We start from the raw sequence: 16,353 nt of genomic DNA, 5'->3' as shown, positions 1-16,353 counted from the left end.
GCATGGGGATGAAGTGCCTAGAGGCTTTCCATTGAAAAATACATCTTAAGGATGAGATGATTGTGATAAGCTTTAATGAAAGACACCATAAGGAAAGGGGTTCAATCTAGTGAGAAAATTACCGGCACATGACTTTTTGGACAAGCTCGGCATCCCATATGACATCAAAACATTTTCTGCCGAAACAGAAAAAGGTGCAGCAAATGTAGCGGAAGCCCTTGGTTTTCGGGAAAGACAAATGATTAAAACATTGATCTTTGAAACAGGGGAAGGGGAGCAGCTGCTTGTGATGGTTGGCGCTGACCAGCATATCAAATCAGGAAAACTAAAGAAAGCGGCCGGCTCCCGCAATATCAAAATGGCTTCACCGGACACGGTTCTTGAAGTGACGGGCTATCGAATTGGTTCGATTCCGCCATTTTGCTGGCAGCCTGAAGGCTTTCGCACGATTATTGAAGCTTCGCTATTAGAAGAAGAGGTATTAGGAGTTGGAGCGGGAGAATGGGGAAATGAAATATTGATGACTCCAAAACGATTAGTTGAAGCGGCCAAGGCTTTACCGTTTGACATAGTTCAGCCATCTGAATAGAGAAAGTGCCTGTTACTTCAGCAGGCACTTTTTTAATTTGAAGGAGGCGTTGTAAACGGACCAATGTCCTTCATTTGCAGGAAGGCATTCACCGTCTTATTTTCTTCAAGATCATTTGCTCGTTTGCAGACAACGACAGGTCTGACGATTTCAATTCCTTCAATGTACACGCGCCCAATTTCTTTCCGATCGAGACTTCTGTGAACAGCATCACGAGGAACAAGAGTGATGCCATAGCCTGCTTTGATCATTTGAATCGCTTCATGGACACCGCTGAATTGTAAATCAACGGTCGGTTTTTTAATTCCTTTAGAGGTAAAGAGAGAAAAGAGCTTTTCTCTTGTGGAACTGCCTTCTTCGCGCATTAAAAAAGGTTCATGGCTCAGGCGCTCAAGCGGGACGGTTTTTCCGTTCAATGGATGGTCCGCCGGGACAATAAAATCATAGCTTAAATCAGTCAAATGGGAGGTGAGAATCTCCTCGTGGTGCAGATCTTCAATCACAGCGATGGCCACATCTGATTGATATTGCAGAAGACTCTCTATGACTTGAGCGGAGTTTCCGCTTTTTAATTCAATTTCGGTCTGTGGTGATGATGTTTTAAAAGCAGCAAGCCAATCAGGCAGCAAAAAATTGAGCGGTACGTAGGTAGAAGCGATTCGGAGTCGCCCTTTTTTTCCGTTTTGTAATAGCGTGATCTGATATTCTACTTCCTTTTCAGCTTCAAATACTTGCCGGGCATAAGGATACAGAATTTTCCCCATTTCCGTGAGTGTAATTCCCCGGCCGTTTCGTTTAAAAAGGCGAAAACCGATCTCTCTTTCAATGCTTCTGAGTTGAGCTGTCACAGCTGGCTGTGTCAAAGCTAACACATCTGCCGTTTGTGTGACGCTTTTTGTTTCTGCAACCTTTGCAAAAATCCGGAGGGCATGTAAATTCAATGTTGCACCACCTATCAATTATTTTGATGATTAAATCAAAAACATTCATTAGATTTATTATAAGGTATCCCTTATCGTAAAGATAGCGAAGGGGGCAGAGAAAAATGGACCATCGTCAAAAGCAAGTCGTCTCAATATCGCTCATCACAGCGTTTGCACTCATTGGAGATTCAATGCTTTATATTGTTCTTCCGATCTATTGGAGAGAGATCGGTTTATCATCCATTTGGGAAGTCGGATTACTGCTGTCGATCAATCGATTCATTCGCATCCCTCTAACGCCTGTTGTTTGGTGGCTATACCGATATGTGCCAATGAAGACTGGCGTATTGATTGCTATCTTGATGGCCTCAGTGACAACGATGCTATATGGTGTTAGCGGCTTTTGGCTGCTGCTCATTTGCCGCTGCTTATGGGGATTGGCATGGACTTTATTACGTATGAGTGGAATGCGGTTAATTGCTGAAATGGATGAAGGCTCACAAGGCCATTTGACTGGTCTTTATAACGGGCTTTACCGTCTTGGCAGTTTATTTGGAATGTTATTTGGCGGGTTATTCGCAAGCTTCATCGGCTTCCAATCGATGACGCTCGTCTTTGGTTTACTCTCATTGCTAGGGTGTATTTTTTATGTGTCTTTGGATGAGATTGAAAAGGGGCAAGGCAACGAAGTGTATCAAGGTATTAAACAGAAGTGGTTTGCACGAGATGTAGCAAAAGTACTGATGACTGGAATGTTTATAGCACTTGTGATACAAGGTTTATTTGCTTCAACGCTGAGTCATGTGATTGAAGCAAAGATCGGTCATGGTGAATTTGCTCTTTTCGGTTACGTCATAGGCGCATCTGCTTTAAGTGGAGGGATTCAAGCGATCAGATGGGGGTGGGAACCATTTGTCGCACCGAGAACAGGCAGGTGGTTTGACAGGGTGGTGTTGAAAGAACGAATGCTATGCTGGATGTTTCTTTCGTTTGGAGGTCTCAATATTCTTGCAGTCATGCTGAAGGTAAGTGGCTGGTTTCTTGTTATGTTGCTGCTGATCCAGCTGCTGTCAACGACCTTAACGACGATGACAGATACGCTTGCTTTTCAAAAAGCCTCTACTCAAACAGATAAGAATCGCTTCCTTGCAAGCTATTCCTTCGTTCAAGATATTGGTGCTGCTTTAGGACCTTTGTGCGGATATACGATAATTCATTTTTTTGGATCAAGCAGCGTCTTTTGGCTGATGATTATCATCAGCTTACTGCTTTTAAGCATGTGGGCGAGAGGCAATCGGTCGCATGTCTCTTCTGGTGCAGTGTGAAAATTTTCCGCATTACGATGTTAGGTAAACCTCTTGATTTCAGCATATGCAGCAGCTGATATAAGTAAAAAACTGCCTCATGCAGCTGAACGCAAGAGGCAGTCATATTCTCTTAATCTATGTCTGAATCGTATGCTTTTTGCGTCAGCTGGCTGACGACTTCTTTTAAGCCATTTGGTTTATGAAATTCAACAGGCGTGCTTCCTTTTTCGAATACGATTTGGTCTGCTTCAACTAGCACAACATAACGATTGTTGACCTTTGCAATATGGATCGAGTGGCCAAAGTCGGCTAGAAGACTTTTGATTTCTGTTTCACCTAGACGCATTTTCATCGTGATATCAGGGGTTTGTTCAACGATGTGTGAAGCCGCTAACGTGACCTGTTCTGTATCGAGTCGTTCCCTGATCTCCCGCTTTTCACTCGCTTCCCATATTTCAAGGTCCTCTTCAAATTGTTTTAATTCTTCACTTTCATCCTGTAATGTTTCAAATACTTGTTCCTGCACCATATTCATGACCTGTGATTTCATGATTTCAGGCATTGATTCTCCGTATTCGACGAACTTCAAAAAGTCCTCAAAATAACGAGCATGTGAGGATTGGTGAATTTTCACTTCAGCTTCCTCTGTCATGCCCTCTTCTGGCATAAACGGATATTGAATCGATTTCATGTTTTTTGTTGTAATGGCCATTTCGACTTTTCGAATCAAGGTAGATGTATCGGCGATAGAAGCGACTTTCTGTTCAAAATCGCATTTCATGATAAAGACAAAGGAGTCATTGAAATACTTTTTAGGAACCGCAGACGCAACTAAAAAAACGCCGCCTCTGACAGCACTTGTATCTAAATATGTGCGAACAAACTGTTCACTGCACTCATTAAACACTTCTTTTGAATCAGCAAATCTCGTCTTATGAAATAAATTGTAGTTTGGATTTGAATCAAGCTCATGACCCGGTTCTACAATGAAACGGCCAATTTTGGTCGGCACTTGTTCGGATTTAGGGTGTCTGTCCACTTTTCGTTTGACGATTTTTTTCAGTTCACCGTCTAGAAAATCCTTCAGCTCACTTTGTTCAAATTCCTCTTGGTCTAATGTTTGATAATGTTTAAATCGTTTATTTGCTTGTTCATCTTTGCCTTCGACTTCAACGACAAAGAATGATAGAAAACGTATCGTAAAATCCATTGATTGGTCACCACTTTTTCTTCTTCGGATATGTTGAGTATAGAAAAAGGAGTGAAAATCGTCAACGAATGGAGAATGATCGTGTCATTATTTCCCGAGAAATGTTTATTGAAAAACACTTGATAATAATTATCATTCTTGATAGAATGATAAAAGAAAAGAAGGAACCTGCCAGTTCCTTCATCTCAGAAAAAAAGTATTATTTTGTTTCAAATGTTTCGCAATCAGTTTCTGCATTGCGAGTCACGTCAGCGATTGTGCTTTTACCAATTTTAATTGTAGAAGCTGTACAGCTGTTTTCAGCCCAAAAACGGCAAGAGTTCACTTCACAAAGTACATTTTGTGCCATGGGAATTCACCTCCGTGATTCATATTGAGAATGAATCAAGCTGCCACTTGAATTCATTCAATCTCGTAGTCTCTTTATAGAAAGAGGCTGTTTGTGCTGTGTATGCACATGTTTATCATACCATCTACCCTGAAAATATACAATTTAAACTTTGAAAGAGCGAGAATACAAATCTCGCTCTTTTTTATTTGTAAAAATAGTTAAATGCTAGGTGGCACCCTCTCTCATTTCGACATATGAATAGAGTAGATTCAAAACCTGAATTCGGACAAAGTATGAGGATACATGTACTGATTTTCCGCATAAAGATAGGGTTTTCAATCAAAATCTTCATAGAGAGATGAGGGGAGAAGATGAAAGCAGTCATTCTCTGCGGAGGAAAGGGAACGAGAATGAGTGAGGTCACACAAGCGCTTCCTAAACCACTTGCTATGATCGGAGATCGGCCTATTCTATGGCATATTATGAAAATCTATCAGTATTACGGTGTAGACGAGTTTATCTTATTGCTTGGATATAAAGGTGAGAAGATCAAAGAGTATTTTCTCAACTATGACTGGCACCACCACAGCATGCAGCTGGATATGTCCACAGGAGAAATGAAGCTTTTAGGGAAAGCAGAAAACTGGAAAATCACCTTTTTAGATACGGGCGAGAATACGATGACTGGCGGACGTTTAAAGCAGGCGCAGGACTACATTGGTGATGAGACATTTATGATGACGTATGGTGATGGGCTTGCCAATATCAATATGTTTCATTTGCTCAAACGTCATCAGGAGCTTGGGGCAGCAGCCACTGTCACGGGAATTGAAAAGATGTCACAGTATGGGACGTTGAAGGTGTATAACGGGATGGCACAATCCTTCTCTGAGAAGACGGATAGTATCGGGATGATCAATGGAGGATTTTTTGTGTTGTCTCCAAAGGTTTTTGATTATTTGACAGACGATGACCAATGTGTGTTCGAAGCGGAGCCTCTTCAAAATCTGGCGAATGATGGAGAGCTTGCGGTTTATGAGCACCACGGATTTTGGACAGCAATTGATACGTATAAAAACTTGAAAGAAATCAACGGCATGTGGACAGAAGGAAAACAACCATGGAAGGTTTGGTGACGGCATGAGCGGATTTTGGAAGGGCAAGAACGTATTTGTGACTGGATGTACAGGGCTTTTAGGAAGCTATCTCGTCAAGGAATTGATTGATCAAGGCGCAAGCGTGACAGGGCTTGTACGTGATCAAGTGCCAAGATCGAATTTATATCAAGGCAGTCAATTTGAAAAGATGAACGTGGTGCAAGGCGCACTTGAGGACATGCAAACGATTGAACGTGCGTTAGGAGAATACGAAATTGATACCGTCTTCCATTTGGCAGCCCAAGCCATTGTTGGGGTCGCAAACAGACATCCTGTTTCTACATTTGAAGCCAACATTTTAGGCACATGGAATGTGCTGGAGGCGTGCAGAAGACAGCCGCTGATCAAACGAGTCATTGTGGCTTCAAGTGACAAAGCATACGGTGATCAGGAGCAGCTTCCATATGATGAAGACATGCCGCTTAACGGGAAGCACCCGTATGATGTATCAAAAAGCTGCGCAGATTTAATTTCTCACACGTATTTCAACACGTATGGTCTTCCGGTTTGTATTACGCGGTGCGGCAATTTATACGGAGGCGGAGATTTGAATTTTAATCGAATTATTCCGCAAACCATCCAGCTAGTTTTAGAGGGCGAGGCGCCGGAAATTAGAAGTGACGGCACTTTTATTCGTGATTACTTTTACATTGAAGATGCGGTCAAGGCCTATTTGCTGTTAGCTGAAAAAATGGAGGAAAAAGGGCTGGCTGGAGAAGCCTTTAACTTTAGTAATGAAATTCAGCTGACGGTCCTTGAGCTCGTGGATAAGATTTTAAAGGCAATGGGAAGTGATCTGAAGCCTCGTATTCTGAACCAAGGAACGCATGAGATTAAGCATCAATATTTATCGGCAGAAAAAGCGAGAAAGCTGCTCGATTGGAAGCCTGATTACTCCATTGATGAAGGTTTAGAAAAGACCATTGAATGGTACCGCGAATTCTTTCAAAAATAGAGGTGTAAATAGATGAACAGCATATATTGTACGGTTCTATCAAGTGGAAGACTTTATCAAGCCATTGCGTTTTTCTTATCGTTGAAGCAAGTAGAAGATGATGCTGTCATCAAGACGTTATGTATGGATGATGCTGCATTTGATTTGCTTCGTCAAATGAAATTCCCACATGTCGATCTTGTCCATGTACGAGAGCTTGAAACGCCGGAGCTGCTAGAGAAAAAAGAGGAACGGGATGCGTCGGAATATTGCTGGACATTAAAGCCGATGTGGATTGAGAGGTTATTTGAACAGGAGAAGGCGGAGGAAGTGACATATCTTGATGCGGATTTGTTCTTTTATGAGAGCCCGCAAATCATTTTTCAAAACCAGCCGGATGCTTCTGTTTTACTCTCGAGAGGAGATATTGTCATTCCAAGCTTCGATCCTGAGGAAGTGAAAATGCTTCAGAAGCTTTTAGGGCGCTATAACTCGGGCTTCCTACACTTTAAAGGAGACGAAGCCGGACGGAAGTGTCTCAGCTGGTGGAAAGAAGAATGTCTAAAAGAATGCAAAAATGCGCCGGGAGAAGGCAAATTTGGCGATCAAGGGTATTTGGATCATATGCCGATGCTGTTTGAAAAAGTAGAAGATATTAAAACAAAGGGCGTCAATATTGGTCATTGGAACTATGGGCAGCATTCCTATCGGGAAGAGAATGGACGTATTCTGCTTGAGGATGGGAGCCCGCTCATTTGCTATCATTTCAGCGGCTTTCGCATCGTGAGTAAGGATCATATGCAGCAAATCCATGAAAAAGGGAGAAGTGACTTGCCATTTTTCCAAGAAGCCTATCGAAAAGTACTTCGTCATGTGATTGAATCTGTGGAGCAAGTCAATCCAATGTTTAACGGCTATGCCAAACTGGAGGAGGATGACGCATGAATGAAAAGCCAAAGGTAAGCGTCATTATTCCGAGCTATAATGCGAAAGAGCGTTTAGAAGGGAGCCTTTTTTCCTTAACGCTTCAGGAAACGGATATTCCATTTGAGGTCATTGTCGCCGATAATGGGTCGACTGATGGCACGATGGAAATGCTAGAAAAAATGGAGGTGAACTTCCCATTTAAAAAGGTGCGTGTTCCTGTCAATCAAGGGATTGCTAAGGGGCGTAATCATGCCATTCGTGAGGCAGAGGGAGATCTGCTGATTTTCCATGACAGTGATATGCTGGCAGAGCCGAGGTTTATTCAAAAGCATGCAGAGGCACATGCAGATCAAGAGGATCTCGTCATTTGCGGTGTGTGCTGGAAGCGGATCTATCGTTATTTTTACACAGCATTTGATAAAGATCATTTGATGAGTTTGAAAAAGCAAGGTCTGTATAAGCGGGAAATGAAGAACAAAACGCCTCTTTTATCAATGGAGGAAGTCGAAAATGGTGCATTTCTAGAGAAAAGCTTCGATTTGCAGTCTGAGTTTATTGATATCCTCAAAGACATCTTGCACACGTATCATTATGATTTAGGTTCTTATGAGTTGCCGTGGAGATTTTTTATTACAAATAACTCCTCTGTCAAACGCAAGCATGTCATGGCACTGGGGATGTTTGATGAAAATATCGTTCGGTACGGGTTTGAGGATTATGATTTAGGGATCCGTCTGCATCAGCTTGGCCTGTCATTTGAGCTGAGAGAGGATATCATGAGTGTGCATCAGGAGCATCCAAGTAATTTAACGTCATTTGATGACATCAAATATAACATTTTGTATATGTGCGAGAAGTACAACAATATTGATTCCATTGATGTCCATTTGGCATTCTCTGGCCCGTTTTCTCACACCGTGACAAATGACATCGTGAAAGAAATTCGGCAGCTGCGTGAGCATCCGTCATTTGATGGTCTGTTATCTTATTTTTTAGAGCTACTTCATTTGGTCACAGAGCGGAATGTAGGCATCAAACGTGATCAAAAAGATGTGCTGACAGCAAAGCACTTTCCGTTGAAAAAGCTGTCAGAGACTGCGCAGCTTGCAAGGCAGGAATATGGCTGCACGGTTCTTGTCGAAGCAATTCAAGGGCTGACGCAAGAGCTGTTACGCGTGGATTTGTTTCAAGTGGATGTGTTGTAGATGGCGTCCTATCATTTTACAACCATCGTGTCGAATACCCATGTATTTAAGCTGCTGGCGCTGATTCATTCGCTTGAACAAACCGCCCATTCATTCAAGCTGTCTGTTTTATGTGCGGACCCTTTGGCTTACAAGGTGTTAAGTGAGTTCCCTCATCCGCATGTCCAATATGAACAGCTTCAAGACATTGAAGATGATTCGCTGCGAAAGGCAAAAGATGATCGTACGTTCCATGAGTATTGTTGGACGCTAAAGCCTGCCTTTCTACTCAAAATCCTTGAGTCATCAGATGCAGATTATCTCGCTCATTTGGATACCGATTTGTATTTTTATCATGATCCAGAAGCCATTTTTGCAGAGAATCCACTCGCTCATTTATTTTTGACAGATCATATGAATTCCAAGCGGTTTTATCACTTTTATGAATTGTCTGGCCGCTTTAATACTGGTTTTGTAGGCTGTCGTAACACAGACGTTGCCAAACAGGCGGTCACGCAATGGAAAGAAAACTGTATTGCGCACTGTACAGTAGAAATGGATACAAAAAAAAAGACGTACGGAGACCAGCGGTATGTTGAAAGATGGATCGATGATTTTGACGGTGTCCATGTGGTGACATCTAAAGGGGCCAATGCGGCGATTTGGAATATTGAAAACTACAAGCTTTCAGTTGTGGAAGGGGATATTTACCTCGACGAAAATTCCCTGCTGTTCTATCATTTTTCTGCCTTTACGATCATTGATGAGAATACCTTTAATCTCAATTGGTATTACTATATGACAGAACAAAAGCTGGTGGATCATCTGTATATTCCATATGCCGACTTGGTTCATCAAAAAATTAAACAGGTGAAAGAGGTATTTCCAGAATTTCAGCAAGGGTTTATTGCGAAGAAGCATGTTCCTGACACTCATTTTTATGAGATATGAAAAAACCGCTCAGTTAATGAGCGGTTTTCAATTTTATGATTCATTCCATTTGGAGATGGTATGATCACTAGGAAGTAAAACGGCTAAGATGCCTAAAATCGGTAAAAAGGCTGCACCGATCATGGTAGGAGTTAAACCGAAGGCATCAATGAATGAGCCGAGGGCAACCGATCCGATCGCACCCATTCCAAACGCAAGCCCAACAGTTAATCCAGACATTGTGCCAATTTTCCCGGGAAATAGTTCTTGGGCGTATACCACTGTGACAGAGAAGCTTGACATCAATATGAGTCCAATGAGTCCAAGTAGAACGTATGCAAAAACAGGTCCGGCAAATGGTAATAGAAGTGCAAGTGGAAAAGATGCCAATAAAGAAGTCAAAATCACGTTTTTCTTACCAAATCGATCTGCAAGCGGTCCGCCTAAAAATGTCCCGACTGCACCTACAATAAGAAATAAGAAGATATAAGTCTGTGATTCTTTAATCGTCACACCATATTGTTCAATGGCATAGAACGCATAGAAATTCGAAATGGCATTCCCATACCAAGAGCGGGCAAAAATAAGAAAGACGATAATGCCAAGTGCCGCGAGTGCTGACTTACGGTGAATATCAGACCTTGGAGCTTTCTGATTTGCTTTCTTGGCTTGCGCTCTAAAGGCTTGAAGCTTCGCAGCGTACCATCTTGAAATATAGAGAAGAAAACCGACAGCAATCATTCCAACAATCGTAAACCAAGCCACTCCTGGTTGACCGAGCGGGACGAGCATTAATGCAGCGATAAGTGGTGCAAAGGCTTGACCTGTATTCCCGCCTACTTGATAGATGGACTGGGCAAGTCCACGTCTTGGACCAGCTGCCATGTTGGCAACACGGGAGCCCTCTGGATGGAAGATCGCAGAGCCGAGTCCGATAAAGGCGACGCAAAGCAGAATGGTCGCAAAGGATGGAGCAAAAGCAAGCCCGAATATACCGACAGCACTTGAGAATAAAGCAATAGGAAGTGCATAGGGCATCGGCCGTTTATCTGTGTACCACCCAATAGCAGGCTGCATCACGGAGGAGACCATATTTAATGTAAAGGCAATCAGCCCTAATTGTGTAAAGGTCAGCCCCATTGAGCGTTCTAAAATAGGGAACATGGCAGGAATAACGGCTTGCAAAGTGTCGTTGAGCATATGGCAAATACCAATGATCAGTAAAATGGGATAAACCGTTGAGCCGGTGACAGCTTTTTGTGGTTTATCCTTTGCACGAGCAGCAATAGCCAATGAGACTTCCTCCTTTCATCCAACTGTTTTCTTTTTTTGCATTCCTCTCATTTTATTCATAAGGTGAACTATAAAACAATAGTAAATTGTCATGATTTAGAAAAAAAGAGACACAGCACTTGATTGATAGCGTGTGTCTCTAAAGGATTATTGATAAAAAGAAGCGATCACAGGCTTCATTTTTTGAATGACAAGTCCACTGCCGCCGCGGTTTTTCACACCTTCGATCATGCCGACGAGGACGTAATCTTCTTTTTTAGGATTAAACGCAAGTAAAAATCCATTTTCAGTGCCATCTGTTGCACCTTGTTTGCTCTTTAGCTCTGCCGTTCCAGTTTTAGCGGCAATATCAGCTCCTTCGATTTGTAAGGAGTGAGCTGTACCGTTTGGATTGGTGACGACTTGAGTGAGCGCGTCTTTCACTGTGTTTGCTGAGTCTTCTTTGATGATTTGTTTTGGTGATACTGTTTTTTCATCTTGAATCACTCGAGGATAGACAAGCTTGCCTCCTGTTGCAAAAGGAGAATAGGCATGTACTTGCTCAATCGGTGACATGAGTAGTTCCCCTTGACCATACGCCGAGTCAGCGAGTAGGATGTCAGATTGAATGCCATCGTTCGACACTTGTGCTGGCTTCATTGTAAATGGCATGTGTAAGTCTTCGCCAAACCCAAATGTTTTCACTTTTTTCTCGTAGGTGTCTTTACCAATTTCAAGTGCTTCCTGTCCGAAGTAAATATTGTCAGAGTACACAAGGGCATCGACCATATTCACGTTTTCTTTATCGTGAACTCGTGTAATTCGATAATTGCCCCAAGATTGATCCTTTTGCCATTTCAGTCCATGGATGGTGCGTACTTTATTAGGCTTTGTGACACCTGTTTCCAGCCCGATGGCTGCTGTAATGGTTTTGAATGTAGACCCTGGTGCATACCGGCTCGCATACCGGGCTTGGAATGGGAGATCTGGGTTTTCACTGTATGCCTGATATTGCTTAGGTGTGATCCCATTTGTCATGAGATTGACATCGTAGGAAGGCGTGCTGACAAGTGCTAATAGATCACCAGATGATGGATTCATGATGGTGACAGCTCCTTTTTCACCTTTCAGCTGTTCATAGGCTTTTTTCTGTAGAGAAGCATCAATGGTCAGCTTCACTGTTTTTCCGTCTTTTCGGTCTGTTTTTTGCAATGTTTCTTCAATACCTGTTTCATCATGGACAATGAGGATGCTGCCACCATCTTGTCCTCGTAAATTTTGATCAAATGTGAATTCAAGACCGGTTTTGCCAATGATTTGATCAGCCTTTAATGCTGGATTCCTTTTGATATCATCCGCATTTGCTTTTCCGACATAGCCTGTTAGATGAGCAGCGGCTTCGTTATATGGATAGTAGCGCATTTCCTTCGATTGATAGGTGACGCCGTTTACGTCCTTTGGAATCGGCATTTGCTTTAACATAGATTTCAGCGGGACAAACGTGTTGTCTGTGACCCATGTTTGTTTCAGCTGATTTTGAATCAATTCTTCATCTATATCAAAAGCTTTGCTGATTTTTTTAATATTGCTTTCTTTTTCATTCCCTGTCCCGAGCTTTTCTGGGATGATGCCAAGTGCGTTTCCACCAGTTGTTTCTGCTAAAGTACGGTCTTTCCGATCCACAATGTTTCCGCGTACAGCAGGATCTGGTTTCACCTTGATGGTATCTCCCTTCTCCATTTGCGGGAAGATGAGATTTGGCTTCCAGTCCACTTTCCACTTGTCATCTTCTTCAGTGAGAACCCCCTTGTATGACAGTTTGTTCAGCTTTCCAAGAGACGTTTTCATCGTGACATCATAGGTGAACTGATACCCATTTCCTTTGTCCTGTTTTTCGACTTTGACCTTTGATACGTTCAGATCATAAGCACCAATTCCATTAAAAATATTGTCGTATTTTTCGGTTAGTTGTTTTTTGGAGAAGTCATTGGCTTTCAGAGACGCACTCGTCACCTCATCTGACAACTTCGCAAAGTCTTTCTTCTCCATGTGTTTCGTAAAGGACTCGGCCGCCTGTAACGCCTCTTTTTCTTTTGAGAAAAGAGTATCTTTTAAGAAAAAGAAAGCAGCCGCAAGTACGATCATGCTAAGAATGGGTATGATGACTTTTTTCTGTTTCCAAAATGCTTTTCGTTGATCTGTATACAATGAAAACACCTCAATTTTTGATTAGATCCTTTATATTTTACAGTTATTGCGTGTGATTTGTATAGTTTCTCCTATGAAAATAGACCAAGTCTTGATGTAGAAATATGAATAAATGACAGGTTGCTTCTCTAAAAGATATCTTCATTTTTTCTTATGATTTAAAGGATTTCTTTAGCAATCATCGAATGTGGAAAATTAGAAAAAATTTTACAAGCGTTTTCATTAGGGGGGATTGTGATCGTTTATAAAAAAGTGAATTTAACTGGACTTGTTCTTGGACCAATGCTCTTCTTGTTGATTCTTTTTCTCATACCAGAAAATGAATTGACCTATGCTGCGAGAGTGGTATTAGGCATTACGGCTTGGACTGCGACGTGGTGGGTAACAGAAGCATTGCCGATACCAGCAACCTCTTTAGTGCCAATCATCCTTCTGCCAACACTTGGCGGGCTCTCTATGGAGCAAACATCAAGGGCTTATGGAGACCCTATTGTCTTTATGTACATGGGCGGATTTATGATCGCAATCGCCATTGAAAAATGGAATTTACATAGAAGAATGGCATTACATATTTTAAAGATCATTGGCACAAGAAGTGACCGCATTGTATTAGGTGTCATGATCTCGACTGCTTTTTTATCTATGTGGATTTCCAATGCAGCTACAGCACTGATGATGCTGCCAGTGGCACTGGCTGTGATTAAAGAGGTCAAAGCGAACGAAATCTTATCTGGTGTATCTCTTGAACGATTCAGCAAAAGCATCTTATTATCGGTTGCTTATTCAGCGTCAATTGGTGGTTTGGCGACACTTGTTGGGTCTGTGCCAAATGCTGTTTTTGCAGCGATGTCAAAAAAGCTGTTAGATCGGGAAATTATGTTCTTTGAATGGTTTTTGTTTGGTTTTCCCGTGGCGACGGTTCTTCTTATTCTCTTATTTTTGTATTTGACCAAAATACAGTTCAAGGTAGAGCACACAGGTGAAATGAGTGTAGCGTTCATACGAAAGGGGTTAGAAGATTTAGGGAAAATGAAACAAGAGGAAAAATGGGTTTTTGCTATTTTTCTCATGACGGCTTTTTTGTGGATATTTAAAATCTTTTTGTTTGGGGGGATCACCGTATCTGATACATCTATCGCCATTTTTGGTGCGATGCTGTTGTTTCTCATTCCAGCGACAAATGGAGAGAGAATACTAGAATGGCAGGATATGAAGCAGCTGCCGTGGGGGCTTTTGCTTTTGTTTGGTGGTGGGCTTTCGCTCGCTACGGGATTTGCAGAGACCAATCTAACAGCATGGATCGGGGGAAATTTACAGCATTTAAATGGGCTTTCGTATCTCATGTTGTTGATTATTTTAACCGCCGCTATTTTATTAATGACAGAAATTATGTCCAATACAGCTGTTGCCAATATGATGATTCCGATTACGGTAGGGCTCGGCCTTGCAATTGGCATCGAGCCGTACGGTTTAATGGCTGCGGCTGCCTTGGCTTCCTCATGTGCGTTTATGCTGCCGATCTCCACACCGCCAAACGCCGCTGTCTTTAGTGCGGACGTGTTAAAAATATCTGATATGGTCAAGGCGGGCTTTTGGTTAAATATCATCAGTATTGTGGCGATTGTTCTTGCGGTTTATTTCTGGCTCCCGATCGTGCTTAGATGAGGGCTTTGAGCGAATCGAGACTATCGGTGTTGGTGTTTCTTTTGGCTTCGGTGCTGGGGCTGACTTTTTGATGCTGGTTTCTTTTGGCGTATAATAGGTTGCCCCAATATTGAGTCTGCCTTGAAGCTGGTCAATGGAAAGCTCACCAAACTCTAAGTGATAGTCAATTTTATCCACGTGCAATGATTCAATATGAATATGCGTATCCTCTGAGACAGGTGAAGCAGCAGGTGCAGACATTTTTTGCTCAAGAGCGGTTAGTCTTTTTTCCAGTTCGACGACAGATGGAGGTGGACTGGATTTCGTTTTTTTAAAGAGTGATTGAATGAAATGTTTCAAGTGGACCACAACCTTTTCTTCCGCCTTGCTTTAGTCTATGGAAAAGCTGCCCGGTATATACTTATAGAGATGACAAGAAAGGGGAGAAGCGCATGCTGCCTACACGGATTCAGATTGCCCATATGAAGACGAACTCTATTGGCAAAGGGTCCTCGATGACATTCGGTTCGACGATCGTACGAAATCACTGCTCTACGATAAAAAGAAACAATGGTTTTGGTGAGCAAAATGCGGATGGCGTGATCACGATCCTGCCAATTGAAACGATTGATGATCGTGATCAAATAGACGCAGTGAGTATCAATATTCGTCATCTATCATAATCGCAGTTGCTTTTCCTTCATCCTTTTGCAAACGGATGTACAGAACGCCGTCTTTAAAGGCGGCATTCATTTGACCAAGAATCATCTCTGGAAGCCGAATTTTTCTTTCGAACGGACCATATTTCCCTTGTTTTTGGCGAAAGTCCTGCTCGTTAAAAAAGGAAATACGCTGCCCTTTCACAACCAAATATTCACCATATGATAACACCTGTACATCTTCTTTCCGGTAGCCAGGTAAATAAATTAAGTACTGAATTTCTGTAGGGGTTTCCACAATGTCGATTGGTGGAAACGACGTCTCTGTTCCTCGTTGATCTTGCTGTGAGAATGTAAAGGGAGACGGACCATTTGCCATAAAGGGAGATCTTTGCTCATCATCGAAAATCATTTTCCAAAAATCATCTCCATGCATTTGCTGGGCAATGTCCATCCACTGCTTCATTTTTTCGAAGTCCATGTGAAGACCTCCTGTTAACATACTTGATGGGTGCTTGCATATACCTATAAAAAGGAGGTTTATCTGTGGTTCAACCAACTCCGTATATCAATATTAATATTTTCATGTTAAAAATTAATTCCTTTGAAAATGCGTCGGCGGTGAATGTCGGACAAAATTTGTTAGCAGAGTGGCAAAACTCAGATAAAAAAAATCAGGGTTACGGACAGAATTTTGGAGATGCCAGCGGTTTTGTCGGTACAAAAAGCCATGTAGATGATCGAGATCAAGTGGACTCACCTGCCTCTTTTTCGCCAGCAGCTAAACCTATTCAAAGGAAGTGACGTGTGATGTTATTCTCACCCTCAGTCGTCAATGTCGGTGCTTTTAAAATCAATGCAATGGACCGGGGTGCATCGCTGACGCTAGGTCCTTATCAGCAGGTCGATTATTTTCTCTCGATGAAAATGAACCAAGGTTTTGGTGAGGACAATGGAGATTGTTCACCGCTTGTCATTCCAATTTCAAGCGTGTTAGATCCAGATATGATCGACTCAAATTCAGCCAAAAACAGCGTGATTTAAGCAAAAAAAGAGACCGGGAATCCCCGAGTCTCTT

Annotated in this window: 18 protein-coding genes; 11 read left to right on the top strand and 7 right to left on the bottom strand. The window is 42.2% G+C overall.

Annotated features, from left to right (window positions below; translation table 11 throughout):
• Nucleotides 1-109 precede the first annotated feature (109 nt).
• Nucleotides 110-589, top strand: a complete 480-nt coding sequence (locus BA70_RS07200) for an aminoacyl-tRNA deacylase (protein ID WP_034320100.1) — start codon at nt 110-112, stop codon at nt 587-589.
• 32 nt (nt 590-621) lie between these two features.
• Here the strand turns inward: BA70_RS07200 and BA70_RS07195 are convergent, their stop codons facing one another.
• Nucleotides 622-1,530, bottom strand: a complete 909-nt coding sequence (locus tag BA70_RS07195; RefSeq protein ID WP_034320098.1) for a LysR family transcriptional regulator — start codon at nt 1,528-1,530, stop codon at nt 622-624.
• Between the two features lie 104 nt (nt 1,531-1,634).
• Between BA70_RS07195 and BA70_RS07190 the strand changes: the two genes are divergently transcribed.
• On the top strand, nt 1,635-2,837 hold the full coding sequence (locus BA70_RS07190) for an MFS transporter (RefSeq protein WP_034320095.1): 1,203 nt from the start codon (nt 1,635-1,637) through the stop codon (nt 2,835-2,837).
• Nucleotides 2,838-2,949: 112 nt separating this feature from the next.
• On the opposite strand, the gene BA70_RS07185 is transcribed toward BA70_RS07190, so the two are convergent.
• Entirely contained in the window at nt 2,950-4,029 is a 1,080-nt protein-coding gene (locus BA70_RS07185; protein ID WP_034320094.1) for a DUF3900 domain-containing protein, read from the bottom strand.
• Nucleotides 4,030-4,228: 199 nt separating this feature from the next.
• Entirely contained in the window at nt 4,229-4,378 is a 150-nt protein-coding gene (locus tag BA70_RS19425; RefSeq protein ID WP_078061668.1) for a DUF1540 domain-containing protein, read from the bottom strand.
• A 353-nt stretch (nt 4,379-4,731) separates the two neighbouring features.
• Between BA70_RS19425 and rfbF the strand changes: the two genes are divergently transcribed.
• From rfbF to BA70_RS07155, 5 genes are read left to right on the top strand one after another with little or no spacing between them, the layout of a single operon-like run.
• Nucleotides 4,732-5,496 carry a glucose-1-phosphate cytidylyltransferase gene (gene rfbF, locus BA70_RS07175; protein WP_034320090.1) on the top strand — a complete coding sequence of 255 codons (765 nt, stop codon included), beginning with the start codon at nt 4,732-4,734 and terminating at the stop codon, nt 5,494-5,496.
• Nucleotides 5,497-5,500: 4 nt separating this feature from the next.
• Nucleotides 5,501-6,472: a GDP-mannose 4,6-dehydratase gene (locus BA70_RS07170; RefSeq protein ID WP_034320085.1), complete on the top strand. Its 972-nt coding sequence runs from the start codon at nt 5,501-5,503 to the stop codon at nt 6,470-6,472.
• A 12-nt stretch (nt 6,473-6,484) separates the two neighbouring features.
• On the top strand, nt 6,485-7,396 hold the full coding sequence (locus BA70_RS07165; protein WP_034320083.1) for a putative nucleotide-diphospho-sugar transferase: 912 nt from the start codon (nt 6,485-6,487) through the stop codon (nt 7,394-7,396).
• Nucleotides 7,393-8,583, top strand: coding sequence for a glycosyltransferase family 2 protein (locus BA70_RS07160; protein ID WP_034320081.1), 1,191 nt, complete (start codon nt 7,393-7,395; stop codon nt 8,581-8,583). Before BA70_RS07165 ends, BA70_RS07160 begins: the two co-directional genes overlap by 4 nt.
• Entirely contained in the window at nt 8,584-9,513 is a 930-nt protein-coding gene (locus tag BA70_RS07155; RefSeq protein WP_034320078.1) for a putative nucleotide-diphospho-sugar transferase, read from the top strand.
• Nucleotides 9,514-9,546: 33 nt separating this feature from the next.
• Here the strand turns inward: BA70_RS07155 and BA70_RS07150 are convergent, their stop codons facing one another.
• Nucleotides 9,547-10,785, bottom strand: coding sequence for an MFS transporter (locus BA70_RS07150; RefSeq protein WP_034320075.1), 1,239 nt, complete (start codon nt 10,783-10,785; stop codon nt 9,547-9,549).
• 147 nt (nt 10,786-10,932) lie between these two features.
• Nucleotides 10,933-12,972: a penicillin-binding protein PBP4(5) gene (gene pbp4, locus BA70_RS07145; RefSeq protein ID WP_034320071.1), complete on the bottom strand. Its 2,040-nt coding sequence runs from the start codon at nt 12,970-12,972 to the stop codon at nt 10,933-10,935.
• A gap of 282 nt (nt 12,973-13,254) precedes the next feature.
• On the opposite strand from pbp4, the gene BA70_RS07140 reads away from it, so the two are divergent.
• Nucleotides 13,255-14,637 (top strand): SLC13 family permease, encoded by a 1,383-nt coding sequence (locus tag BA70_RS07140; protein ID WP_051691124.1) that lies wholly within the window; start codon nt 13,255-13,257, stop codon nt 14,635-14,637.
• Here BA70_RS07140 and BA70_RS07135 read toward each other — a convergent pair.
• Nucleotides 14,569-14,985, bottom strand: coding sequence for a hypothetical protein (locus tag BA70_RS07135; RefSeq protein ID WP_223251728.1), 417 nt, complete (start codon nt 14,983-14,985; stop codon nt 14,569-14,571). The two genes, BA70_RS07140 and BA70_RS07135, sit on opposite strands and share 69 nt — an antisense overlap.
• Before the next feature lie 83 nt (nt 14,986-15,068).
• Here BA70_RS07135 and BA70_RS07130 point away from each other — a divergent pair, with 83 nt between their 5' ends.
• Nucleotides 15,069-15,299, top strand: a complete 231-nt coding sequence (locus BA70_RS07130; RefSeq protein ID WP_034320060.1) for a hypothetical protein — start codon at nt 15,069-15,071, stop codon at nt 15,297-15,299.
• Here the strand turns inward: BA70_RS07130 and BA70_RS07125 are convergent.
• Entirely contained in the window at nt 15,277-15,756 is a 480-nt protein-coding gene (locus BA70_RS07125) for an Hsp20/alpha crystallin family protein (protein WP_034320058.1), read from the bottom strand. The two genes, BA70_RS07130 and BA70_RS07125, sit on opposite strands and share 23 nt — an antisense overlap.
• Nucleotides 15,757-15,821: 65 nt before the next feature.
• Between BA70_RS07125 and BA70_RS07120 the strand changes: the two genes are divergently transcribed.
• Together BA70_RS07120 and BA70_RS07115 are read left to right on the top strand one after the other, a co-directional pair.
• Entirely contained in the window at nt 15,822-16,079 is a 258-nt protein-coding gene (locus BA70_RS07120) for a hypothetical protein (protein WP_003213975.1), read from the top strand.
• A 6-nt stretch (nt 16,080-16,085) separates the two neighbouring features.
• The gene (locus tag BA70_RS07115) at nt 16,086-16,319 is read left to right on the top strand and encodes a hypothetical protein (RefSeq protein WP_008355873.1); all 234 of its coding nucleotides are present in this window, start codon (nt 16,086-16,088) and stop codon (nt 16,317-16,319) included.
• The last annotated feature ends 34 nt before the right edge of the window (nt 16,320-16,353 follow it).

Source organism: Bacillus zhangzhouensis (assembly GCF_000715205.1).
Classification (GTDB): Bacteria; Bacillota; Bacilli; order Bacillales; family Bacillaceae; genus Bacillus; species Bacillus zhangzhouensis.
The sequence above is the reverse complement of the archived record's forward strand: the minus strand, read 5'-3'. Positions and strand labels throughout refer to the sequence as shown.